Origin of the sequence: Campylobacter sp. RM9334 (assembly GCF_020138145.1) — a bacterium.
Lineage (GTDB): Bacteria > Campylobacterota > Campylobacteria > Campylobacterales > Campylobacteraceae > Campylobacter_E.
In genome coordinates this window covers 15,355-39,929 of the sequence record NZ_JACGAX010000019.1, presented here as the reverse complement: position 1 = coordinate 39,929, position 24,575 = coordinate 15,355, and the positions used below count along the sequence as shown (strand labels likewise).

Genomic DNA, 24,575 nt, shown 5'->3' with positions numbered 1-24,575 from the left:
TTCTCTATTGCTCCATTCTCCTTTAGTTGATGGACTAACACTTATACCACCAATTCCTGGAAATCCAGCAAAATCCTTGCTCGTGTCAAATGTAGCTCCACTTCCAGCACCATTTAAAGTTAGAGAGCCTGGAATTGGTAACCCACCTGCATAATGATATGCAAACCCATATCCACCACCATCAAGTCCAATTTGCCCTAAAACAGATGCAAGAGTTATCATAGCCCAGTGAGCTTGTTCTCCGTGATGAGCCCTTTGAAAACCCCAACCTGCCATAATCATAGTTCTATTTTTAGCCATAAGTTCTGCTAATTCTTTTATTTTTTCTGCTTTTATACCTGTGATTTTTTCTGCTAATTCAGGAGTTTTTGGATTATTCTCATCAAATAATCTTTCTTTTAATTTAGCAAATCCTACCGTGTATTTTTTAAGGAATTTTTCATCGTGAAGATTGTTTTTAATTAGATGATAACACATTGCTTCTACTAAGGCAACATCGGTTGTAGGATTAATAAATACTTGTTCTGCACCTAAAAATCTCGCTGTATGATTTACCACAGGGTCTATATTTATAACTCTAATTTTACCTTCATCTTTTAATTTTTTTAGTTGTTTTAAATAGCTATAAGTTTCATGCATAGGAACTCCCCAGCCTATTTGGTTGGTATTTGCTATATCAACTGACCACATTACAACTACTTTTGAATGTTCTAATATATTTTCCCAAGAAGTTTGCTTAGCATTTGATTCATCAACACCACTAACATAAGGAGTAATTGCACGAATACAATGAGTTGAGTATGTAAGAGTGCTTGTGGTATATCCACCAGCAATTGCTAACATTCTACCAAGTAAGCTTTGTGGATTATTTATATTTCCAACACAATACCAGCCATAACTACCACCAAAAACAGCATTAGAGCCATATTTTTCATAAACTCTTTTAAGCTCATTAGCTACTAATTCATAAGCTTTTTCCCAAGTAATCTCAACGAATTCTTCTTTACCCCTTAAGTTTTTAGGAGCTTTTTCAAATCCTTTTTCTAAAACACTTTTTCTAACGCTTGGGTTTTTAATTCTATCTGGAGCATAGGTTCTAGATAAAACTCCTTGTAGTAATGTTGTAGGACACTCATCTTTTTCAAATGGTATTATGCTTTCTAATTTATTATTTTTAACAATAGGATAAAAAGCTCCAAAGTGTGTAGCACTAAATCCATCTACTGCACCTATTGGATCACCTGCTACAAAATCAACAGCACCTAAACTTGACGCACTAGCTGCTACTCCTGCTGCACCTTTTAAAAAGCTTCTACGAGATAACATTTCCATAAATTCTCCTTTTAGTTTAAATAAAACTTAATTTTTTAAGTTATATAAAAATTATAATATTAAAATATGAAAATAAGTTAATGGAATAATTTTAAAAGCTTTATATTTATTAATTTGAATATTATTATAAATATTTAAAAAAATAATCATTTCATTTCTTTTGACATTCTATAAATGAATGAAAATACTTCGGCAACAGCCTTATACATTGCAGGTGGAATTTCTTCTCCTAATTCTAATTTGCTTAATACTTCACATAATTCTTCATCTTCTTTAATAGGAATATTATGCTCGTTAGCTAATTTTATAATTCTTTCGGCAATTTCTCCGCTACCTGTTGCCATTACTTTTGGAGCATTATTTTTATCTTTGTTATAGCCTAAGGCTAGGGCTTTTCTTATCTTACTCATACTTTTTTATTAAATCCTAAGTCTAATGTATATTCATCTTCGTATTTGCTCTCTCTTAATTTACTAATAAAGAAATTAGAAGTAATTAAACCAGCTTTTCTTAAATCTTTTTTAAAACCCCTTGCGTGATTGATTAAGATTTCTCTAAAATTATCATTTTCTATCATCATATTAATATCTAAATATTTATCTTGATTTAAACCAAGCATAATATTAATAGCTCCAAGTCTTTTAAATTTCAGCTTAATTTGTGCGTAAAATTTATCTTCGCTATCACTTTTAAAACTAATATTTGATTCATCTAAATCATCTAAAGAGTAGGGTAAATATGTATTTACTTCATTATTTGCAACTGATATTATTTGGTTTAATTCTATTTGATTTAATAGTTTTTGGCTCATATCATAGGCTACTTTATTATCTTTTGCTAAAGCTACTTTTGAAGTTTGAAGCAGTATTGATTTAGCATCGTTTGAAATGGAGTTGTTTATATGTTCTGCAGTTCTAGTTACAACCTGATTTATATCTTTTTTGGCTTGATTTAAGTGAGTTTTTAGGCTTTTTATTTCTTGAGTATTTATATAATTTTTAAAACTTTCTTCATTTTTTAAATTAGCACTTAGTAATTTTGTCAAACTTTCAATTTTATTTTGCAAACTCAAATTCTCGCTATTTAAAATAGAACTTATTGTATTGTTTTGATTGATTGCTTGTTTGATTTCTGGATTGTTTAACAACTTTAATTCTTGTTTAATATCTTGAGATTTTGTTATATCTTGTAAAGCTTTTAAATCACTTTTTATATCTTCACTTGATTTTTCTATAGGTTTTTCAGTAGTTTTTATTTTATCATCTGTGGTTTTAGAATTTAAATTATTGATTTTTTGATTTTCCTTATTTTCAAATTCTTTTGTTGTTTTTATTTCAATTTTATTAGTATCTTTAGTATAAATATCATTATTATTTTTTAGAATTTCTTTAATATTTTCAAGTTTGCTTAAAATATTATTCTCATTATTTGAAATTTTATAATTATTTTGCACATTTGATGGGTTATTTATGATTTCTTTTGCTAGATTTTTTATGTTTTGAATATCAGCTTTTAAACTTGCTAATTTTGGTAATATACTTTTTACTTTATCGTTTTTAACTTCAATATTTATTAGGTTTTTTATTTCTTTATTAATTTTATCTTCTAATTTATTTGCTACTTCAATTAGTTTTAGTGGTTCGGTATTTTTTTGTAAATACGCTCTAGCGTTTTTTAATAATTCTAAAGTTTTTATAACAGGGGTAGTGGTTGATTTATTTTCTAATTTTTGATTTATAAAATTTTCTAATTTTTCAAGGGATTTTTCGGCACTCATTTGCTCTTGACCGAGTTTAAAAATCTCACTTTTTAAATCACTTGTTTTAATATTTTTCATAAATGAAATAAGCCTAAAAAAGCTTTGTGGTAAGGCTTGTTCGTTTAGATTAGCCCTTAGTTTGCTCTCTAAAAATACCCCTGAATTATTTAAAGCTTGAAATAAGGCTTTTGAATCTTGCATTTTGGTATTTAATAAATTATCAAGTTTATTTACAAATACTTCTAAATCCTTATCCTTGCTTAAAATTGCTTTTAATTCTTTAATATCTTGAGCAATATTTTTTGAAATATTTATGTTTTTTGCATTTTCGCCTAGTTGGTTTAAATCTTTACTTGATTTTATTCCATCAAGTAATTTATTTACGATTTTTTTAAGACCTAGCTCTAGTGTTTCATCTTCGCTTAAGGCTTCGTTTATTAATGAACTACCTTCTTTTAAGGGTTCTTTAATATCTTTTGTATCTTTTACATTGGGTTTTAAATTCCCTTGTTGCTTTAGCCCTAAATCACTATTTACTAAAGAATTTAAAGTCGTATTTATATTATTCATCGTTGCCTAAATGCACAAATTGACTTGGTTTTTGCTCAAATTCTATTCTATTTACAGCGTCAATTTTTGGTTGGGTAAGAGTAAAAATAGCTAAGAAAAACAATAAAACTATATAAACTAAAATATAAGCATTAGCTCCAAAATTACTTATCATAAATCCTAAAATTATAGGAGATAAAACAGAGCTTGATACATAAGCAAACATTAGCGTTCTTCCGATTTCAAGCATTTGCGAGCTTTCTTTTGCTCTATCGCTAGCCCTTGCAAGTGCTAAAGCATATACACAAAAAAGACCCATTCCAAGGAAAAAGCATAAAATAAATATAGCAATTTTGTTACTTGCTAAAAAATATAGTCCTAAACTTGCAAAAAATGCAAGTATTACGCAAGATAAAATCGCTATTTTTCTACCATAAGTATCAGAAAATTTACCTATAAATAATTGTGCTATAAATCCGCCTAACATTGCTGTGAAAATTAGCAAAGATATATCTTGAATATTGTAATTTAATGCTAGAAAATATGTCTGAGACATAGAAAAAAATCCATTCATTAAAAAGCCACCAACAAATGCTGATATAAATGCTAATTTTGATACATTAAAAATATTTGGGATACTGATTTTACGCCTTTCCTTAAGGATAGGTTGTTTGATTTTTAACAAATTAAGCGGTAACGAACATAATAAAATCACTATAACAGCTATTATAAATACATTATTGTAATCTGGTTCAAAATATAATAATAATACTCCTATGGCAAAACCAGAGTAAAATACTATTTCATAAATTGAGAGCATTCGTGAGCGAATTTCGTTTTTTGATTTTTGATTTATCCAAGATTCAATAATTACTAATAATGTATAGTATGAAAATCCTATTGTAAATCTTAAAATAGCCCAAAAATATATTTCTTTTGTAAATATATGCAAAATTGCAGCTATTGCAAATAATGAAGTAAAAAAACCAAAACTTCTAATATGTCCTACTTTTTGAATTAGACTATGAGAAAAAAATGTGCTAATTAATGCACCAAAATATATGCTTGAACTTACTAATCCTACATAAAATTCATCATATCCAAGATTTTTTAGTAGTATAGAATTTGAGCTTAGTAAAAAAGAATTTCCTACAAACAATAGCAAAGACGCAAATAATAATGCTCTTAAAGAGTTGATTGTTTTTATCATTTAAATATCCTTACTAATAATAAGTTTAAAATTATTACAAAAGAACTTGCAAAAAAAGCAATTATATTAAAAAGCTTATTATTAATTAATATTAATACGAGTATTATAAAAAAAACATAGGCTAAAAACTTATATATATTTATAAATATTTTATAATGTTTAATTGCTTTAAAATTCTCTTTAATTCCTTTTTTTGGTATATAAATAGGGTTTGTATTTTGTATAAAAAATCTAGGTGTATTAGCAATTTGGAATTTAGGTAATGATTTTTTAAGACTTAAATAGCTTAGAAATGGAATTATTAAATTAGCATAAAATGCTAGTTGGATACTATAAAAAGCATCTAAACTAGCAAAGTATAAACATAAAGCTATATTAAAAAATATTAAAGATATTACTAATTTATACATAAAACATTAACTTAGCACAAAGCACAATAAGAATAGCTAGAGTTAATGCTAGTGGGTGTATTATTTTGTTTAAAGGATTTGGTTTTTTGATTACGAATTTGAAAATTAAACTAATAGCTACCATTATAAAAATTAAGCTTGCAAAAGCAACTTTTAGCATAAAAATTTTCTGAAATGTAGTGTCAAAAAAGCCAATCTCGCTACCAACCCATCTACTCATCATCATACCGCCTGTAAGTATTAACAATACCACACAAATTGGCATAATCTTAATAGCTCTTTTAGTTATGCTTTCTTGAATTTGTTGTGCTAATTCTTGGCTTAGATTTTTCTTAGCACGACTAAAGATAACAACATCAAAAAACAAATAACCAACAAAAATAATCGCACAAAAAATGTGAATAATAAGTGCAAATGGATATAAACTTTCCATAAAAATCCTTTCATAATATTTTTAAATGAGATTATATTTGTCTTTTTTGTTTGTTTTATTGATTTAGCTTAATTATTATAAAAGTTTATTAATAAATTGTTCTAGGGCAAAATGCCCTAGATTATTAATCTACTTTAAAGTTTTCAATTTCATTGAAGTTTAGATATTTGTAGATATTAGCTTTTTTGCTATCGCTTATTTTATCATTTACTAATTCTAAATATTCGCTTGGGTTTGGTAAGCGACCAAGTAAAGCACAAACAGCAGCTAATTCAGCGCTACCTAAATAAACTTGAGCGCCTATACCCATTCTGTTATCAAAGTTTCTTGTGCTTGTACTAAATACAACAGCTCCATCATTTACACGAGCTTGGTTACCCATACATAAGCTACATCCTGGAACTTCAATTCTAGCACCTGCTGCACCATAAATTGAATAATATCCTTCTTTTGTTAGTTGAGCTTTATCCATTTTTGTTGGAGGTGCTACCCATAGACGAGTTTTAAGCATACCTTTACCTTTAATAACTTCTCCTAAAGCTCTATAATGTCCTATATTTGTCATACAAGAACCAACAAATACTTCATCAATATTTTGTGGGCGTTTGCTATCTGCTAATACTTCACTAAGAGTTGCTACATCATCAGGGTCGTTTGGACAAGCTAGGATAGGTTCTTTTATAGTATTTAAATCTATTTCAAAAATATGCTCATAACTAGCGTCTTTATCAGCTCTTAATAATGTAGGATTATTAAGCCATTCTTGCATTCTAGCTTTTCTTCTTAAAAGTGTATTTTTATCTTCATATCCAGCTTCAATCATAGCATCAATTAAGCTTATATTAGAATTTAAATATTCAGCTATGCTTTCTTTACTTAAATTAACACAACATGCAGCTGCACTTCTTTCAGCACTTGCGTCGCTTAATTCAAATGCTTGTTCTACTTTTAGATTTTCTAAGCCTTCAATTTCTAAAACTTTACCAGCAAAAATATTCTTTTTGCCTTTTTTCTCAACCGTTAAATAACCTTCTTTTATAGCTACATAAGGAATTGCATTTACTAAATCTCTTAATGTAACACCAGATTGTAATTCGCCTTTAAAACGAACTAAAATACTTTCAGGCACATTAAGTGGCATAGCACCTGTTACAGCAGCAAATGCTACAAGTCCTGAACCTGCAGGAAAACTAATGCCTATTGGAAATCTTGTATGCGAATCAGCTCCAGTTCCAACTTCATCAGGCATAGCAAAACGATTTAGCCAACTATGAATTACCCCATCACCTGGTTTAAGTGAAACCCCACCTCTTGAACTCATAAAATGTGGTAATGTTGTGTGTGTTGTTACATCGCTTGATTTAGGATATGCTGCTGTATGGCAAAAACTTTGTAATACAAAATCAGCATTAAATCCTAAGCTAGCAAGTTCTTTAATCTCATCTCTTGTCATTGGTCCTGTTGTATCTTGACTACCAACGGTTGTAGTTTTTGGCTCTATATACATTCCAGGAACAACGCCTTCTAAACCACAAGCACGACCTAACATTTTTTGAGCTAATGTATAACCTTTAACTTTTACTTCAGGTTGAGATGGTTTTTTAAATATTTCTTCTTTTGGCATACCTAAAACATCTCTAGCTTTAGCACATAATCCACGACCTACGATTAGTGGAATTCTGCCACCTGCACGAACTTCGTCTAAAAGAGTATTTGGATTTATTTCAAAAGTTGAAACAACTTTACCATCTTTTTTAATTTGTCCGTTTGCAATATCAACAACAAATCTATCTCCCATTTCAAGATTTGTAACATCACAAACTATTGGTAAAGCACCACTATCTTGAGCGGTATTGAAAAAAATTGGAGCAATAGTTTGTCCTAAAATCACACCGCCTGTGCGTTTATTTGGAACTCCTTTTATATCTTCACCTATGTGCCATTGAACTGAATTTATTGCTGATTTACGGCTTGAGCCAGTTCCTACAACATCACCTACATAAGCTACTTGAATGCCAGATTTTTTAAGTTCTTCTATTTTTTCAATACTACCTGGTTGTCTTCTAACTAGCATTGCTTGTGCGTGTAAAGGAATATCACTTCTAGTAAATGCTTCACTTGCTGGACTTAAATCATCTGTATTTGTTTCTCCATTTACTTTAAAGCAAACGCATTCTATTTGAGATGCTACTTCAGGTCTTTTAATAAACCATTCTGCATTAGCCCAACTTGTTAGAACTTTGGTTGCGAATTTATTTCCTTTTTTATGTAATTCAGCAACTTTATCAAAACCATCATGAACGAAAATAATATTAGTTAAAGCATTTGCAGCAAGTTCTGCAATTTCATTGTTTTCTAAAGCTTTAAGTAATACTCTTACATTATAACCTCCAAGCATTGTGCTTAGCATTGATATTGCTTCAGATTTATTTATACAGGTGCATTTACTATTGTTAAATAGTATTTTTTCTAAGAAATCACATTTAATAAGCGCAGAATCATCAACACCAACACCAACACGATTAGCTAATAAATCTTTTAATTTTTCGCTATTTTTATCGTTGTTTTCCAAAAGCTCACATAATTGTTTTGTCTGAGCTACATTTAAAACCAATGCAGGGACATTAAGAGCAGCACGCTCTTCAACTAATTTTTGGTATTCTTCTAAAAATGCCATATTAACTCCTTTAAAATTTTTAAAAAGATTATAAATGCTTTAGATAATAAAAAAGTAGTTTTGTCAAGAAAAATGTATAGGGTCTATATCAATTGTTACTTTTTGTAACTGTTTGTAGTGTAAGGCTAGGTTACTTAGTAACATTTTTTTATTTGAACGGAGCAAAATATAATATCTATAATTATTGTTAATTTTTTCTATAGCACATTTTCCATAGCCTATTATTTCATAATCATTATCGTTTTCTTTGCTATTTTTTAAATGATTTGCCAAGTCTTCACATAAATTACTTGATTCTATTTCATTTTTTGATGCAATAATTAATCTTAATAGTCTTTTAAATGGTGGATAATTAGTTCTAAAAAATTTCTCATCTTCTAAAAATTCATCATAATTTTGTAAATATTTTTCAAAAAAATCTTTATTTTGAGTATTTATTAACACTTTAGCTTTTTTGCCTCTTCCTGCACGACCAGCTACTTGAATAGCAAGGGCAAGTGTATTTTCACGAGCTTTATAATCAGGATAGAATAAATATTCATCAAGTCCTAAAATAGCACAAAATGTAACATTTTTATAATCGTGTCCTTTTGATATTAGTTGAGTTCCTACTAAAATATCTATATTTCCTAATTCAAATTCTTCTAGTATTTCTTTAAGTTTAGTTGCCGAGCTTAATTCATCGCTATCTAATTTTGCAATATTTGCATTAGGTAAAGCCTTTTTTAATTCTTCGCATAATTGAGCTGTTCCTATTATTTTGCTTTCTAATATTTCGCTACCGCAGTTATCACAGGTATTTTTTAAATACTCTTTTTTACCACAATAATGGCATTTATATGTTTTATTATGCAAACTCATTGCCACAGAGCAATTAGGACAAACTTTTCTTGAATTACAATCCTTGCATACAACTTGACGATAATTACCACGCACAGGCAAAAATATCATACTTTGCTCTTTTTTATTTAAATTATCTTCTAATAAATCAAGTAAATTAGAGCTAGGTGTCTCAAGACTATCGTCAAAAAGAATTTCTTTTTCACTTTGAAAATATGTGCCTTTTAATCTAAATTTATTTATATTTTGATTATAAAAACTTTGAAGACTTGGTGTTGCAGAGCCTAAAATGATTTTTGCATTTGTAATACTTGCTAGATAAATTGCCAAATCTCTTGCGTTATAACATGGATATTTTGAAGATTTATACGAATTATCGTGTTCTTCATCTACGATAATTAATCCTAAATTACTAAAAGGTAAAAAAAGTGCCGACCTAGCACCAATTACTAAAGGCTTATTTCCTAATTCAAATTCTATTAAATCTTTTTGTTTTTTAGCCTTAGTAATTTTGCTATGCCAAGTAATGAATAAATCTTTAAAATATACTTTCATTCTTTTTTGCATTTGTGGAGTTAGGCTAATTTCTGGCATTAAAAACAATGCTTGTTTTCCTTCATTAAGGCATTCTTGAATTAATTTTGCATATATTTCAGTTTTTCCACTTCCTGTATCTCCAAAAACCAAATTCATTTTATTATTTTGTAAACTATTTAGACACAAAAGTTGTTTTTCATTTAGTTTTAAATTTATATCTATATTCAAATTATTTTTAGTATTAGATATATTTTTGCTTAGTATAAAACTATCAAGACATAAAGATATATTAGCAGCGTAATATTTACTCATAAATTCTGCTAATTTCATTTGATTATCGGTTAGAAATTCATTGAAAATACTTATTATTTGTTTGGTGTTAAAAGTTGGCTTTTCGCATTTATTAATAACAATTGCAAGACAATTTTTATTGTGTAATTTTACTTCAACCTTTGAAAATGGTTTAATTTCCTCATCACTTTCATAGGTTAAAGTTTCTAAATTATGTCCTAAAATCGCTACTTTATAATAATTCATCAAGAAGCTTTTTTGATACAAGGAATCATATTATTAATTGAATCAATTCTTTTACTATTACATTTATTACATACTGCTTCTACGCATATTAATTCTGATTTTATACTTCTATAAATAAATTTATAATATATATTAGAATTAAATGTGTATCTATATAGTTCCATTTTCTCATCTTTTATAAGATTACTATCTTTCTTTTCTTTATCTAAGTAATCTTGAAAATCTTTATCTGCTTGATAAGCTGGGTTATATAATTCAGTCCATGCAGAGTATGTTGCATTGCTTGTAGCTATTGTTCTTGCTAAAAAAAGCCAACCTTTATTCTCATCTCCTCTATCTAAGCCATCTTTAAATAAAGCTGTAAAAATTTTAGTAGGTTCAATTGGTTTTCCAGATGAATTTAAATTATCTAGATTATCATAGCTTGATACTTTTCCTACCATTACATTTTTTAGTAGTTGAGCGTTAATTTTACCATTAATACCTTCAATTTCTGATTTTAAGCTAGCTATATCAGATTTAAATTTTAAATCAAAAAAATTAGGTAAAGCTACAGCCGATAATATCCCGATAATAACTATCGCAAATATTAGCTCTATCATAGTAAAGGCTTTTTTATTTACTAGCATTTTACTCGCCTAATTTTTTACAAGGTAAAACTTTTGCACCTGGATACGAATTAAGGCATTTAAAAGTTCCTTTATTTTTATCGTATTCAAATACATAGCCATTTTTATTATTATCAGCATAATAAATAAAAGTTTCATTTACAACACTATTAGTCCAACCATCCCAACTACCTTGCTTAGACCCAAAAGTAACAGGGTTTTTTAATACTGCTGCAAAAAAACTATTGCTATTTTTCATATTATTTTGGCATGTTGTGCCTTTATCACGCTTAGCGTCTAAGCATAAGCCATCTGGATATTTTGAAGTGCCATCTGTATAAAGGCTATTTTGCTTATATTGTTCTATACCTGAACGAATTAAAGCTAGTGTTTCTTTTAGTTTTAATATTTGTGCATCATCACGACCTACAAATAATTTAGGAATAGCAACGCCAGCTAATATACCAATAATAACTATTACAAATATAATTTCCATCATACTCATAGCTTTTTTCATCTTATTCTCCTATTATAGAGCAATCTTCTGCTTTCCAACCGCTTAAGACCTTGCTTTTATCACATTTAAAGCTTCCATCGCTTGCATCGTATTTAAAAAATACTGCTGCTTTTTCTTTAGGTTTTGTAACAAATAATAAATCATCATCAGCATTATCCCAGCCTATTGAATTAGTAGCTCTTCTATTAATTCCTTTTGCTACCTCATCAGCAAAAGCAGGAGCACCCTTACAACCACTACTGCATAATTTTGCAGGATATTCTTTGAAGCCTTTTTCTACATAAGTATTTCCAGCGTAGGCTTCAATACCTTTTCTAATAGCTTCAACTTGCTCTTTTAATTGCACTATATGTGCTGTGTCTTTATTAGCCATCATTTTAGGAATTGCAATTCCTGCTAATATTCCTATAACAGCAATAGCAAAAATCATTTCTATCATACTAAATGCTTTTTTCATCTATTTTTCCTTTATTGTTAAGAATATTTATAATATTTATTAAATCTTCTTTTTGTCTTTGCAATTCTGATTTAAGATTTACATTTTCTTCTTTAAGTTTTAAATTCTCTTCTTGTATTTTTTCAAATTCTTGCACTAATTGAAAGTGTGAGTAACTTTTTTTAAGATATAAATTAATAAATTGTGGTATTTCTATATTTTTTGTAGGATTTTTTAGCTTATTTATATCATCATTTAAATAAGCTAAAAATTCTTTAGACGGAACATTAAAATTATAGCCCCTAGCTCCTAAGGTTATCGTAAATTTAGTTGTTGTTTCCAAGCACTTGCTCTATTGCTTTTAAGGTTTCTTCTTCAATTAGATTTTTATTTAATAACTCTTCTTCTAATTTACTAATTTCATATGATTGTGCTTCACATTTAGCTTTTGCTTGAGTTAATTCATTCATAAGCCTTTCGTTTTCGCTTACTAAATATTTATATTTTTCCATTAATTCTACTATTTTATTACTTAGTGTGCTTGTTATGTTATCGCTCATTTTGTTTATCCTTAATCAAATTTTAAAGCTGTGATTTTAATTATTTATAGTTAATATAATAATAAAAATTATTTTTTAGGATTAAAATGTTTGAGTTAATTAGTAATTATAAACCATCACCTGATCAAGCACAAGCAATAGAAAAGATTGTAAATGGTGTAAAAAATGGACAAAAATATCAAACTCTTTTAGGAGTTACAGGCTCGGGTAAAACTTTTACAATGGCAAATGTGATAAATAAACTTAAAATGCCTACTTTAATAATGAGCCATAATAAATCACTTTGCGCTCAGCTTTATAGCGAATTTAAAGGCTTTTTTGCGAATAATCATGTGGAGTATTTCATAAGTTATTATGATTATTATCAACCTGAAGCTTATATTCCTAGAACTGATACATTTATAGAAAAAGATAGCTCGGTTAATAATGATTTAGAAAGGCTTCGCCTAAGCTCAACTGCTTCGCTTTTAGCATACGATGATTGCGTTTGTATTGCAAGTGTAAGTGCTAATTATGGATTAGGAAATCCTGCTGAATATATTGATATGGTAGAGTTTTTTGAAGTAGGCAAATGCTATAAACAAAAAGAATTATTACTTCATTTAGTAGCTATGGGATATAGTAGAAATGATGCGTTTTTTGATAGGGGAAATTTCCGTGTAAATGGGGATATTATAGATATTTATCCAGCTTATTATGAAGATGATGCAATTCGCTTAGAATTTTTTGATGATGAATTAGAAAAGATTTATACTTTTAATACTTTTGATAATAAAAAAATAAAAGATTTAAATAAATTCACACTTTATGCTGCAAATCAATTTATAGTCGCTACTCCAACGCTTAAAAGAGCTTGTAAAGATATTAAAAATGAGCTTGATGAAAGGTTAGAATACTTTAAAAAACAAGGCAAATTATTAGAAGCACAACGCTTAGAACAGCGAGTTGAATTTGATTTAGAAATGCTAGAAACTACAGGAATGACTAAAGGAATAGAAAATTATTCAAGACATTTAAGTGGGCTTAATGCAGGAGAAACTCCTTATACTTTATTTGATTATTTTAAAATAAAACAAAAGCCATTTTTAGTAATTGTAGATGAAAGCCATGTTAGTTTGCCACAATTTAGGGGAATGTTTGCAGGAGATAGAGCTAGAAAGGAAGTGCTAGTTGAATACGGCTTTAGATTGCCAAGTGCTTTAGATAATAGACCATTACAATTTGATGAATTTATTAATAAAGATTGCTTTTTTTTATTTGTGAGTGCAACCCCTGCTGAATTAGAGCTTGAGCTTAGTGGTGAGTGTGTTTATCAGCAAATTATGCGTCCAACAGGACTGCTTGACCCTGAAATTAGCATAATTGATAGCGAAAACCAAATAGAGCATTTATATGATGAGATTAAAAAGGTGATTGCAAGAAATGAGCGTGTATTAATCACAACACTTACAAAAAAAATGGCAGAAGAATTGCAAAGATACTACACAGAATTAGGGATAAAATGTAAATATATGCATTCAGATATTGATGCAATTGAGCGAAATGAATTAATAATTGGTCTTAGAAATGCAGATTTTGATGTGCTAATTGGAATTAACTTGCTTCGTGAAGGACTTGATTTACCTGAAGTTAGTCTTATAGCTATTTTAGACGCTGATAAGGAAGGTTTTTTACGCTCAACTACGAGTTTAATTCAAACAATGGGAAGAGCAGCTAGAAATATCAATGGAAAAGTAATTTTATATGCTAAAAAAATCACAAAATCAATGCAAGAAGCAATAGATATTACGAGTGAGCGAAGAAGCTTGCAACAAGCTTATAATAAATTGCACGGAATTACTCCAAGAAGTGTTGAGCGAAAATTAGAAAAGACTTTAAAACAAAACGAAGATAATGTTTCTATAAAAAAATCAAAAATAGAAAAAATGCCAGCAAATGAGCGGGCTAAATTAGTAAATGAATTAAGAGAAAAAATGCACCTAGCAGCAAAAGAGCTTGATTTTGAACAAGCAGCGTTTTATAGAGATGAGATTAAAAAACTAAGAAGTATTTAAAATTTTAAAATTAATAATTATTATTAATATTTTTTATTTAAAATATTAGTTCTTATTATCATTATTAAGGAGAACTAATGTTTAAAGGCTTATTAAAAAGCTTAGTTGTGGCGAGTATTTTATGTGTTGGTGCTAATGCTAAAGTAGAAGTAATTAAAGATGTTTTAGATAGAGAAGTTAAAGTTGATTTACCTGCTAAAAGAATAGTTCTTGGATTTTACTATACTGACTTTTTAGCAGTTGGTGGTAAGGACGCTTTGAAAAATGTAGTAGGATTTTCTAAGGAAGTTTGGACTGATTGGACTCCTGCTAGCTGGGACGCTTATATTAAAGTCTTACCGGAGTTAAATAATATAGCTGATGTTGGAGAAGTTGAGCTAAGTACATTTTCAGTTGAAAAGGTATTATCTTTAAAACCTGATTTATTAGTATTGGCTGATTGGCAATATGAGATGATAAAAGATCAGCTTGAACCAATTAATAAAGCAAATATTCCTATTGTAATACTTGATTACAACCGCGAAAGTGTTGAAAGACACATAAGAAGCACCGAAGTTATAGGAAAAATTACAGATAACGAAGCAAGAGCAAATGAGCTTATAAGTTTTTATAAAGGCATAATTGATGATGTGCAAGAAAGAATTAAAAAAGCAAATCTTAAAAAGCCAAAAATTTATATAGAATTTGGAAATCTTGGTCCAAAAGAGCATAGTTATACTTTTGGTAAAGATATGTGGGGTGCTTTAATTGACCTTGCAGGTGGGGATAATATAGCAGCACCACTTGTAGAAAAATGGATGCCAATTCATCCTGAAGAAGTTTTAGCAAGTAAGCCTGATGTAATAATAATTGCTGGTCGTGAAACTGAACTTAAGAAAAATCCAGAAGCTATGGTAATGGGTATTGGAATTAATGAAGAAGAAGCAAATAAAAGGCTAAATGGTTTTAAAACTAGAGCAGGTTGGGATAGTTTGCCAGCTATAAAAGATAATAGACTTTTTGCAGTATATCAAGGAGCTAGTAGAACACTAGTTGATGCTTCTATGGTGCAATTTATTGCTAAAGCTTTATATCCTGATTTATTCAAAGATATAGACCCTATTAAAACTTATATTGATTATCACAAAAAATATCTTCCGATAATTCCAACAGGTTCTTTTGGTATCCAAGCTAAGTGATAAAAGATGAATTTAAGTAAAGAAATAATCGCTCATAGAAAATATGAGCGAAAAAAATTTGTAATTATTGTATTTTTTATATTTTTTGGTATTTTGGGTTTTGTGTGTGATATAGCTGTAGGCCCATCTATGATAAGTCCTATTGAAGTTGTAAAATCAATTTTAAAAGCGTTTTTTATTGATATTGAAGTTGATAATACATCGTATATAATTACACATTCATTAAGATTACCTATGGCTGTTATGGCTTTAGTTGTGGGTGCTGCTTTAGGTTATGGTGGAGCATTAATTCAAACTTTACTTAACAATCCTATGGCAAGTCCATATACTTTAGGACTAGCTGCTGCGGCTGGTTTTGGAGCTTCACTTGTGATTGCATTTGGATTTGCAGGAATTAGTCTTTATTTTGCTGTTCCACTTGGTGCATTTACTATGACTATGGTTTGTTCTAGTGTTTTGTTTTTGTTTGCAAAATCAAGAGCTTTTAGTTCTGAAATGTTAATTTTAGTAGGTATTGCGCTTTTATTTTTATTTCAATCATTGTTATCTTTAGTGCAATACATAAGTGCTCCTGAAATTTCTCAACAAATTGTTTTTTGGCTTTTTGGCTCACTTCAAAAATCAAATTGGACTAATGTAATTATAGTTGGAGTGGTTACGATTATTTGTGTTATTTTACTTATAAAGGATAGTTGGGCGTTGTGTGCTTTTAGATTAGGTGAAAATAGGGCTGAAGTTTTGGGCGTTAATTTATCTTATCTTAGATTTAAAGCATTGCTAATTGTATCAATTATGAGTGCAACGGCTATTTCTTTTGTAGGAGTTATTGGATTTATTGGGCTTGTATCTCCTTATATAGCTAGAATGCTCGTAGGAGAAGACCAAAGATTTTATATGCTTACATCTATGTTAATTGGTGCTGTATTTTTAAGTTTTTCTTCTGTGATTTCAAAGATTATAGTAATAGGGACTTTATTTCCTATTGGAATTGTTACTTCTTTTGTTGGAGTGCCATTTTTCTTTTTTATAGTTTATAGTAGGAGAAGGGTATGCTAATCTTAAAAGATGTAAATGTTAAAAGAGCTAATAATTTAATATTAGATAAAATCAATTTAGAATTTGAAAATGGAAAAATATATGCAATAATAGGTGCAAATGGTGCTGGTAAAAGTTCGCTTTTAGATGCAATTTTTGGCAGAGTAAAAGCAGATGGAAAAATTAGTTTAGATGATTTTATTTTAAATAAAAAAACTTATAAATCTTGGCAAAACAATATTGCTTATATGTTGCAAGATTTTAATTCTAATGCAAATCTTAGTGCTTTAGAAGTAGTTTTGCTTGGAAAATTAAAAAAATTAGGGCTTTTTATAAAAGATGAAGAATTAGAATTTGCATTGAATATAATGAAAGGTTTAAATATTAATCATTTAGCTAATAAAAATATAAACGCACTTTCAGGCGGGCAAAGGCAGATGATAAGTTTTGCTCAAGTGTTAGCAAAAGAGCCAAAAGTATTATTACTTGATGAGCCTGTGAGTGCTTTAGATTTGCATTATCAATGCTTATTGCTTGAAGCTTTAAAGGAGCAAACCTATACTAAAAACTTAATTAGTATTGTTGTTTTGCACGATTTAAATTTAGCTTCAAGGTTTTGCGATGAGCTTATAGTTTTACATAAAAATTTAGTTTATCAAAAAGGTTTAGCAAATGACATTATCACAAAGCAAATGTTAAAAGATTTATATGATGTAAATGTAAATGTTTTAGCTGATAAAAATAAGCCTTTAATATCACTTTTAGGAACAAAATGAAAATTTATATAGCAATGCAAGATATTTATAAAGAAGGTTCTATAGGTCTTAGAATACTTAAAAATGAGTTTTTGAACTTGGGTTTTGAGTGTGAGTTTTTTGTGTGGCAAGAGTATGAGAATTTAAAAGATTGTGTTATTTTGCCACTTGGTGTTTGGGATTATTCTCTTAAAGTAGATGAGTTTTTGAGATTTTTAGATTTTTGTGAGCTAAATAATATTATTTTGATAAATAATACAAAATTAATTAGAAAAAACTTAGATAAATCATATTTACTAGATATAAAAGACGCTGTAAAATCTAATATTGTAGATATTAAAGATATAAAATTAAAGCCAAATCAAATCATAAAACCCTTAATAGGTCAAAGCGGAAATGGTGTGGCAAGGTTTAATGATGATATTAATTTACAATTTTATAAAGATAAAGCCTTAATTCAAGAATACATTAATCACGATAGCGAAGCTTGTTTGGTATTTTTTGAAGGAGCATATCAATATAGTATTTTAAGAACTAAAAATAATGATTTTAGAGCAAACTATAATTATGGTGTAAAAATAGATGATTTTAATCCAAGCGATGAGCTTATATCTTTAGCTAGCAAATATATTCCCAAAGATAGCTTTTATGCAAGGTGTGATGTGTTTTTGGCTGATAGGTTTTATATAAATGAAATTGAATGTATTGAACCTGCTTTATATTTTGATAAAAAGCCAAAGTTTGCAAGTATTTTTGCAAATAAAATGAAAAAATATTTAAATTCCTTAAAAATTTAAGGAATTTGATTTTAAGAATTTTCTAGATATTTTTTACTAACTTCTGCATACTCTAAAGCTTGGTTTTTAATAGCTTTTATTTCTTCATTGCTTAATTCTCTAACAACTTTTGCAGGACTTCCTTGAATTAATGAATTTGGTGGAAAAACTTTATTTTTAGTTACTAATGAATTTGCACCTATTATTGAGTTTTCATTAATAACTGCTCCATCCATAATTACACTTCCCATTCCTACTAATACATTGGAATTTATCGTGCAAGCGTGGATTATAGAGTTATGCCCTATAGTTACAAAATCCTTTATTATACAAGGTGTTTTAGGGCTAATCTCAACTCCTAGTTTATCATATAAAGCTCTTGCTACATGAATTGTAGAATTATCTTGGATATTTGTGTATTTTCCTATTTTTATATTAGCTACATCTGCACGAATAACTGCATTAAACCATATTGATGAATATTCATCAATTGTAGTATCTCCAATGATTTTAGCTCCATTTGCTACAAAAACTGATTTATTTAAATTAGGATAAAAACTATCGTATTTAACTAACATTTGCTTTCCTTAATAATAATTTTTATTATATAATATAAAAAAGGAGAAAATATGAAGAAAATATTAGTTATATTTTTATTAAATATAATACTTTTTGCTGATTCTATTGCTCAACATAAGGCTGATAAAATTCAAGATTCAAGATTGTTTGTTCAAGCACATGATGGAAAATTATTTTGTCTTAGTCCTAAGTTAGCTGATGGAAGATTGCTAGTAGGTATGCAAGATTGTAAGAACTCAAGTATCACAAGATACGATGTATATAAAAGAATTGCGTTTAGATATAATGATAGTTGGGTTTGTGCATCACTTGGGGATAGAATGAAAAATGGTAAGATGGGGAGCGATTATGTAGAACTTCGCCCTTGTGTATTAAACGATAAATCTCAATGGTTTGATATTAATAATGATGCTTTTAACTTAAAGGCATTTTCAAATATGAAAATTACAGAAAAAAACTTCTTATTAGTGGCTACTAAAAATAATTTTGGTAATAAAATAAAAATTTTTGAAGGCGTTATGAAAGAATGGCTTGAAGCTATTGCACCACCTGTAAATTATGCTTTAAAAACACCAATATATTTTTATGTAGAAAATAGAACAAGTGGAGTTAGAACTAAGTATTATTTGGGTAAAAATAATGCGAATAAAACCAATCCAACTAATTTTTATTATGATTTTAGTTCAGGTAAAATTGCTTTATATAACAATGGTAATTTTGAATGTTTAAAGACTAATTTATCTAATTTAAATGCTAGTTATTTAAGGTTCGAGAAATGTAATTTTGAAGATAGAGAGAATGATTTTTATTGGAATTTAAATTTATTTGATGGTTCTTTTATTTTTGATGGTAAAAATAATATTTTAGAAGTTGCAAGGGGCAGTGATTTAGGTAAATTATTCGTAGTTACAAAAGATTATTATAAAATTAATCTTGCGGGAAGTTCATTAAAGAATACTCAATTTTTCTTTGATAGTAGTGTGTATGATTTATGGAATTTTAATTATAGAAATGCGGGATTTAATTCGCACAAATGTGGAAATGAAAGAAGAGTAAAAAGAGATTTAAATTTCTTTAACTTAGCTAATTTTAATGTTTTAGATGAGAATTGGATAAGAAGACTTTATGCGATAACAAGAACAAGTGATAGTAGTAATGATGCTAGTGGAATTTGTGGAATTTGTATGCTGCAAACTTTTGAAATAGTATCTTTATTAACTCAAGTATATCCATACAATCCTGATTTAGTACTTGATAATAATGGTTATTTATTTGATTATAGCGAGCATAGAAGTCCTTTTGTGTCTTTTCAAAGAAGAAATCCAGCATTATATAATCTAATGCAAGGAGCTTTTAACTTTTGGGGAAATGAGTTAGTTTTTGGAGAGCCAATTTATCATAGAGGAGTTAGGGCGATTTGGGCTTTAACTAGAAATATATTGCCAAGATTTGATTGGAGTTTAAGTTCAGTTTATACTGGCGATGATATTGGTAGAGAATTAATAAGACTTACTCGTTCTCCTGCTGGTTCTTTATATATAGCTTTAGTAAGCCTTAGTAATGGTAGAGCTCACGCTATCCCTATAGTTATTACAAATCACGGGGTTGTGGTAATTCCAACAAATAATGAAAATATAAGCGAACAAGAATATTTAGAATTAGTAAGACCTGCTAATAATTTAAGAAGCTTAGAGCTTTCTGTTACGGCAAATGGAAGATATCAAATAGAGGCATTAACTTTAATTGGTTTAGTTGGAAATAGAGATAATGTATTAGGAGAATACTTAAATCAGTTTGATTGCACTGGAGATGGTAGTTTTAGAAGGGGTAATGGTAATTTCTTAAATCCAAATAATGCAAATACTTGCAATAATGGAAGATGTGAATTAATGGAAATTGATTTTATGTTTAGCAATTAAGCTAAACATAATCTCTTGGCTTTTTTAAAGACGGGATAAAATATATAATTTTTTGTTTGATTGTTTTGATAATTTTGCCAAATTTAGAACGTCTTTTTAAATTAGCATTTTCATTTATTGAGCTTTGAAAATTAATATCTACATTAATTAATATCGGATACACAGCATAAGTATTAAATAATAATGTATTAGATGTGTAATGATCTGCGGCCATATATATTTTTTTTGTTTCGTTGAATAATTTTTCAGCTCCTTTTTTTGTTATATAATATCCATGAGTTCCGTTGCCTCTTCCAATTATCTTTCTTATATTCCAGTTTTTTATTTTATGATTAAATTTTAAAGAATAAGGTGTATTGATAATATAACCATCATCTCTATATTGTTGCCAATAATGTCCTAATAATATTAAATCAGCATTTTTTGGAAAATCATTTGTATATTTTAAAAATTCTAATAAATTCTCATCAAATACTGCATCATCTTCTAAAATAATTGCGTCTTCTAGATTTTGCTCTATAATTTTTTGATAACATAATCTATGACTCATAGCACAGCCTATTTCGCCTAAATTTAATGGTTTTCTAAGATATTTTAATTGAATTTCAACTGAAGCTACGTTGTTTTTTATTTCATCTTCACTCAACGCTTTGCCATATACAGCTTTAATTATTTCATAATTAAGCCCTAAGCTTTCGCAAAGGGCTGTTATTTTTTGTCTTTTTTCTATATCTTGCTCAAGATTAATTATAAAGAATTTCAAGCAAATACGCCTTTTTGTGGCCCACTTTTGCCGCAACAATCTTTATATTTCTTACCACTACCACAAGCACAAGGTTCATTTCTTGATTGCTTTTTGATAGGTTTTTCAATTTCTTGAATTTCTTCATTAGTTTCAGGTATTCTTAGTTGAATTATTAGTAATACTTTTATACTTTCACTTTTAATTCTTTCAACTAGCTCCATAAATAAATTATAACTTTCTCTTTTATATTCTACTAATGGGTCTTTTTGATTATATCCACGAAGACCAATACCTGTTTTTAAAATATCCATTTGATACAAATGCTCTCTCCAAGCACCATCTAAAACTTGTAGATATAATAATTTTTCAATTCTTTCCTTTTCACTATCAGGAACTATGCTAAATTTAACTTTTAACATAGTAGTTATTGCATCAATAATAACACTTCTGCTTTCTTCTGTGTTTAAAGTTTTTAATAATTCTAAATCTAGCTCCAAATTAATTTCATTTTTGAATAATTCTACTAAATTTTCAGCACTTAAATCATTTAAATTATGAATTAAATAATCCACATATTCAGCTATATTTTGCTCAACTTTTGTCTCAATATCATAATTTGTATCTAGCAATTCATTTCTATATTTATATATAGTTTTTCTTTGTTCGTTTGCTACATCATCATATTCAAGTATATGCTTTCTACTTTCAAAATGAAGATTTTCTACCTTTTTTTGAGCACTTGCTACTGCACGAGTTACAAGTGAGCTTTCTATGCTTTCACCTTCAGCGATTTTTAATCTAGTAAAAATTGCTTTTAGCTTATCTCCACCAAAAATTCTTAATAAATTATCTTCAAGACTTAAATAAAATCTACTAACACCAGGATCACCTTGTCTTCCAGCACGACCACGCAATTGATTATCAATTCTACGGCTTTCGTGTCTTTCAGTTCCTATTATATATAAGCCACCTAATTCTCTAATCTCATCAGTAATTTTTATATCAACACCACGACCAGCCATATTAGTTGCAATAGTAACTGCTCCTTTTTTACCTGCATCTTTAATAATTTCTGCTTCGTGAGCGTGATTTTTAGCATTTAATACATTGTGAGCTATTTTTGCCTTTTTTAAATACTCGTGTAAAAGCTCGCTTTTTTCAATACTTGCAGTTCCAACTAATACAGGTTGTCCTTTTGCGTTAGCTTTTTTTATTTCATCAACTACAGCTTTAAATTTCTCATCTTGAGTTTTATAAATTAAATCATCTAAATCTTTTCTAATTACAGGCACATTAGTTGGGATTGTAATTACATCAAGGTTGTATATTTGAGAAAACTCAGTTGCTTCAGTTTGGGCTGTTCCTGTCATACCAGCAAGTTTTTCATACATTCTAAAGTAATTTTGGTAGGTAATATCTGCTAAAGTTTGACTTTCTTCTTGGATTTTAACTCCTTCTTTAGCTTCAAGTGCTTGATGTAAGCCTTCGCTAAAGCGTCTTCCTTCGCTAATACGACCTGTGAATTCATCTACAATCATTACTTCGCCATCTTTAACAACATAATGAGTATCTTTTAAAAATAAATTATTAGCCTTTAAAGCTTGGTCTAATTGATGAGCTAAAATAGCATTATCAAGACTATATAAATTATCAACTCCAAATAGTTTTTCTGCTTTTGAAATTCCTTGCTCTGTAATTAAAATAGTTCTATTTTTCTCATCTGCTATAAAATCTCCACTAGGTTTTTCTTTAGGATCATCTGGTGCAACTCCGCGAACCATTTGCTTAGCTACTTCATTAGCTCTTATATAGCCATCTAGTGTTCTATTGGTTGGCCCTGAAATTATCAATGGAGTTCTAGCTTCATCTATTAAAATACTATCAACTTCATCAACTATTACAAAATAATGTCCCCTTTGAACTTTATCTTCAGCATCAAAGCACATATTATCTCTTAAATAATCAAAACCAAATTCACTATTAGTCCCATAAACAATATCACACGCATAAACAGCTTTTCTATTTCTATGGTCGTTTCCTACTAAAATACCAACACTAAAACCAAGAAAATTATATATAGCACCCATCTCATTAGCATCTCTTGCTGCTAGATAATCATTTGTTGTTACTACATGAACGCCTTTTTTTGTCATTGCGTTTAATACCACAGGTAAGGTTGCTACTAAGGTTTTTCCTTCCCCTGTTTTCATTTCTGCTATGCTTTTATCATTTAAAACCATACCGCCTATTAATTGCACATCATAATGTCTCATTCCAAGCGTTCTTTTGCTAACTTCTCTTACTATTGCAAATACATCTTCTAAAACTAAATCTAAATTATTATTGTCTTCAAGCACTTTATTTTGTAGGTTTTGAAATTCGCTTTTAATTTCTTCATCATTTAATTTTTGATATTTTTCTTCTAAAGAATTTATTTTTAATACTCTTTTTTTGTAGGCTTTAAGAAGTCTATCATTACGAGTTCCAAATATACATTTTGCTATATTTTTAAACATTTAAATTTACCTCTTGGTTTTGATTTTTGAATATAATTATATTTGTTAAAATAAATAAAAGGATATTTAAAAGGTATTTAAATGATTATTAAAAAAATCTTTTTGCTTTGTATTTGTGGAATTTTTGCTTTTGCATTTAAAATTGATAATATAAATTACAATAGTTTTGAAGCTGATTTTATTCAAAAAGTAGTTGATTTGAGTAATAAAACTTTAATATATGAAGGTAAATTTTATTATCAAAATGAAAAAAGTTTATGGCAATACTTAAACCCTGATGAAAAAAAAGTTTATATTACTAAAAATGAAGTTGTAATAATTGATGATGACTTAGAGCAAGTAATTATTAGTAAAGAACAAATTGATTTAGCAAATATTTTAAAAAATGTTTCTTTATATGAAAAAAAAGAAGATTTTGTAATCTATAAAGCTAAGTATGATAATATAATTTATTATGTAAAAGTGCTTAATAATCTTTTAACAAATATAAGTTATAAAGATGAATTAGATAATCAAGTAAGCATAGATTTTATAAATTCAAAAATTAATTTAAAAATAAATGATGATATTTTTAAATATAGTATTCCAAAAAATTATGATGTAATAAGGTGAG

The 24,575-nt window shown here is 28.4% G+C and carries 23 protein-coding genes; 7 read left to right on the top strand and 16 right to left on the bottom strand.

Annotation, left to right across the window (positions count from 1 at the left end; genetic code table 11):
* From AVBRAN9334_RS07940 to AVBRAN9334_RS07880, 13 genes are all read right to left on the bottom strand, one after another.
* A partial coding sequence (locus tag AVBRAN9334_RS07940; protein WP_336607492.1) for a molybdopterin-dependent oxidoreductase occupies positions 1-1,332 on the bottom strand: 1,332 nt, incomplete at its 3' end.
* 146 nt (positions 1,333-1,478) lie between these two features.
* Positions 1,479-1,742 carry a FlhB-like flagellar biosynthesis protein gene (locus AVBRAN9334_RS07935; protein ID WP_214118364.1) on the bottom strand — a complete coding sequence of 88 codons (264 nt, stop codon included), beginning with the start codon at positions 1,740-1,742 and terminating at the stop codon, positions 1,479-1,481.
* Entirely contained in the window at positions 1,739-3,661 is a 1,923-nt protein-coding gene (locus tag AVBRAN9334_RS07930) for a hypothetical protein (RefSeq protein WP_336607491.1), read from the bottom strand. The genes AVBRAN9334_RS07935 and AVBRAN9334_RS07930 overlap by 4 nt, the downstream gene beginning before the upstream one ends.
* Complete coding sequence (locus AVBRAN9334_RS07925; protein WP_214118368.1) at positions 3,654-4,850, bottom strand: MFS transporter; 1,197 nt, start codon at positions 4,848-4,850, stop codon at positions 3,654-3,656. The genes AVBRAN9334_RS07930 and AVBRAN9334_RS07925 overlap by 8 nt, the downstream gene beginning before the upstream one ends.
* A complete protein-coding gene (locus AVBRAN9334_RS07920; protein WP_214120517.1) occupies positions 4,847-5,260 on the bottom strand; it encodes a hypothetical protein in 414 nt (137 codons plus the stop codon). The genes AVBRAN9334_RS07925 and AVBRAN9334_RS07920 overlap by 4 nt, the downstream gene beginning before the upstream one ends.
* A complete protein-coding gene (locus AVBRAN9334_RS07915; protein WP_214118371.1) occupies positions 5,253-5,693 on the bottom strand; it encodes a copper resistance protein CopD in 441 nt (146 codons plus the stop codon). Before AVBRAN9334_RS07915 ends, AVBRAN9334_RS07920 begins: the two co-directional genes overlap by 8 nt.
* Positions 5,694-5,817: 124 nt before the next feature.
* Complete coding sequence (locus tag AVBRAN9334_RS07910; protein WP_336607490.1) at positions 5,818-8,370, bottom strand: bifunctional aconitate hydratase 2/2-methylisocitrate dehydratase; 2,553 nt, start codon at positions 8,368-8,370, stop codon at positions 5,818-5,820.
* 63 nt (positions 8,371-8,433) lie between these two features.
* Positions 8,434-10,284 (bottom strand): primosomal protein N', encoded by a 1,851-nt coding sequence (locus AVBRAN9334_RS07905; protein ID WP_336607489.1) that lies wholly within the window; start codon positions 10,282-10,284, stop codon positions 8,434-8,436.
* Positions 10,284-10,913, bottom strand: coding sequence for a type II secretion system protein (locus tag AVBRAN9334_RS07900; protein WP_336607488.1), 630 nt, complete (start codon positions 10,911-10,913; stop codon positions 10,284-10,286). The genes AVBRAN9334_RS07905 and AVBRAN9334_RS07900 overlap by 1 nt, the downstream gene beginning before the upstream one ends.
* Before the next feature lies 1 nt (position 10,914).
* The gene (locus AVBRAN9334_RS07895; RefSeq protein WP_239803614.1) at positions 10,915-11,409 is read right to left on the bottom strand and encodes a prepilin-type N-terminal cleavage/methylation domain-containing protein; all 495 of its coding nucleotides are present in this window, start codon (positions 11,407-11,409) and stop codon (positions 10,915-10,917) included.
* A 1-nt stretch (position 11,410) separates the two neighbouring features.
* Positions 11,411-11,866, bottom strand: coding sequence for a type II secretion system protein (locus tag AVBRAN9334_RS07890; RefSeq protein WP_336607487.1), 456 nt, complete (start codon positions 11,864-11,866; stop codon positions 11,411-11,413).
* Positions 11,850-12,188, bottom strand: coding sequence for a hypothetical protein (locus AVBRAN9334_RS07885; RefSeq protein WP_336607486.1), 339 nt, complete (start codon positions 12,186-12,188; stop codon positions 11,850-11,852). Before AVBRAN9334_RS07885 ends, AVBRAN9334_RS07890 begins: the two co-directional genes overlap by 17 nt.
* Positions 12,172-12,405 carry a hypothetical protein gene (locus AVBRAN9334_RS07880; protein WP_214118384.1) on the bottom strand — a complete coding sequence of 78 codons (234 nt, stop codon included), beginning with the start codon at positions 12,403-12,405 and terminating at the stop codon, positions 12,172-12,174. Before AVBRAN9334_RS07880 ends, AVBRAN9334_RS07885 begins: the two co-directional genes overlap by 17 nt.
* Before the next feature lie 86 nt (positions 12,406-12,491).
* On the opposite strand from AVBRAN9334_RS07880, the gene uvrB reads away from it, so the two are divergent.
* From uvrB to AVBRAN9334_RS07855, 5 genes are all read left to right on the top strand, one after another.
* Positions 12,492-14,459, top strand: a complete 1,968-nt coding sequence (gene uvrB, locus AVBRAN9334_RS07875; RefSeq protein ID WP_336607485.1) for an excinuclease ABC subunit UvrB — start codon at positions 12,492-12,494, stop codon at positions 14,457-14,459.
* A gap of 77 nt (positions 14,460-14,536) precedes the next feature.
* A complete protein-coding gene (locus AVBRAN9334_RS07870) occupies positions 14,537-15,637 on the top strand; it encodes an ABC transporter substrate-binding protein (protein WP_336607484.1) in 1,101 nt (366 codons plus the stop codon).
* A 6-nt stretch (positions 15,638-15,643) separates the two neighbouring features.
* Positions 15,644-16,693, top strand: coding sequence for a FecCD family ABC transporter permease (locus AVBRAN9334_RS07865; RefSeq protein ID WP_336607483.1), 1,050 nt, complete (start codon positions 15,644-15,646; stop codon positions 16,691-16,693).
* Positions 16,687-17,448, top strand: coding sequence for an ABC transporter ATP-binding protein (locus AVBRAN9334_RS07860; RefSeq protein WP_336607482.1), 762 nt, complete (start codon positions 16,687-16,689; stop codon positions 17,446-17,448). The genes AVBRAN9334_RS07865 and AVBRAN9334_RS07860 overlap by 7 nt, the downstream gene beginning before the upstream one ends.
* A complete protein-coding gene (locus AVBRAN9334_RS07855) occupies positions 17,445-18,224 on the top strand; it encodes an ATP-grasp domain-containing protein (RefSeq protein ID WP_336607481.1) in 780 nt (259 codons plus the stop codon). The genes AVBRAN9334_RS07860 and AVBRAN9334_RS07855 overlap by 4 nt, the downstream gene beginning before the upstream one ends.
* 11 nt (positions 18,225-18,235) lie before the next feature.
* On the opposite strand, the gene AVBRAN9334_RS07850 is transcribed toward AVBRAN9334_RS07855, so the two are convergent.
* Positions 18,236-18,781: a gamma carbonic anhydrase family protein gene (locus AVBRAN9334_RS07850; protein ID WP_336607480.1), complete on the bottom strand. Its 546-nt coding sequence runs from the start codon at positions 18,779-18,781 to the stop codon at positions 18,236-18,238.
* Between the two features lie 51 nt (positions 18,782-18,832).
* Between AVBRAN9334_RS07850 and AVBRAN9334_RS07845 the strand changes: the two genes are divergently transcribed.
* Positions 18,833-20,701 (top strand): DUF1561 family protein, encoded by a 1,869-nt coding sequence (locus AVBRAN9334_RS07845; RefSeq protein WP_336607479.1) that lies wholly within the window; start codon positions 18,833-18,835, stop codon positions 20,699-20,701.
* A gap of 1 nt (position 20,702) precedes the next feature.
* Here the strand turns inward: AVBRAN9334_RS07845 and AVBRAN9334_RS07840 are convergent, their stop codons facing one another.
* Together AVBRAN9334_RS07840 and secA are read right to left on the bottom strand one after the other, a co-directional pair.
* On the bottom strand, positions 20,703-21,464 hold the full coding sequence (locus AVBRAN9334_RS07840; RefSeq protein ID WP_336607478.1) for a glycosyltransferase family 25 protein: 762 nt from the start codon (positions 21,462-21,464) through the stop codon (positions 20,703-20,705).
* A complete protein-coding gene (gene secA, locus AVBRAN9334_RS07835; protein ID WP_336607477.1) occupies positions 21,461-23,962 on the bottom strand; it encodes a preprotein translocase subunit SecA in 2,502 nt (833 codons plus the stop codon). The genes AVBRAN9334_RS07840 and secA overlap by 4 nt, the downstream gene beginning before the upstream one ends.
* 81 nt (positions 23,963-24,043) lie before the next feature.
* Here secA and lolA point away from each other — a divergent pair, with 81 nt between their 5' ends.
* Positions 24,044-24,574: a LolA-like outer membrane lipoprotein chaperone gene (lolA, locus tag AVBRAN9334_RS07830; RefSeq protein ID WP_214118404.1), complete on the top strand. Its 531-nt coding sequence runs from the start codon at positions 24,044-24,046 to the stop codon at positions 24,572-24,574.
* Position 24,575: the final 1 nt, after the last annotated feature.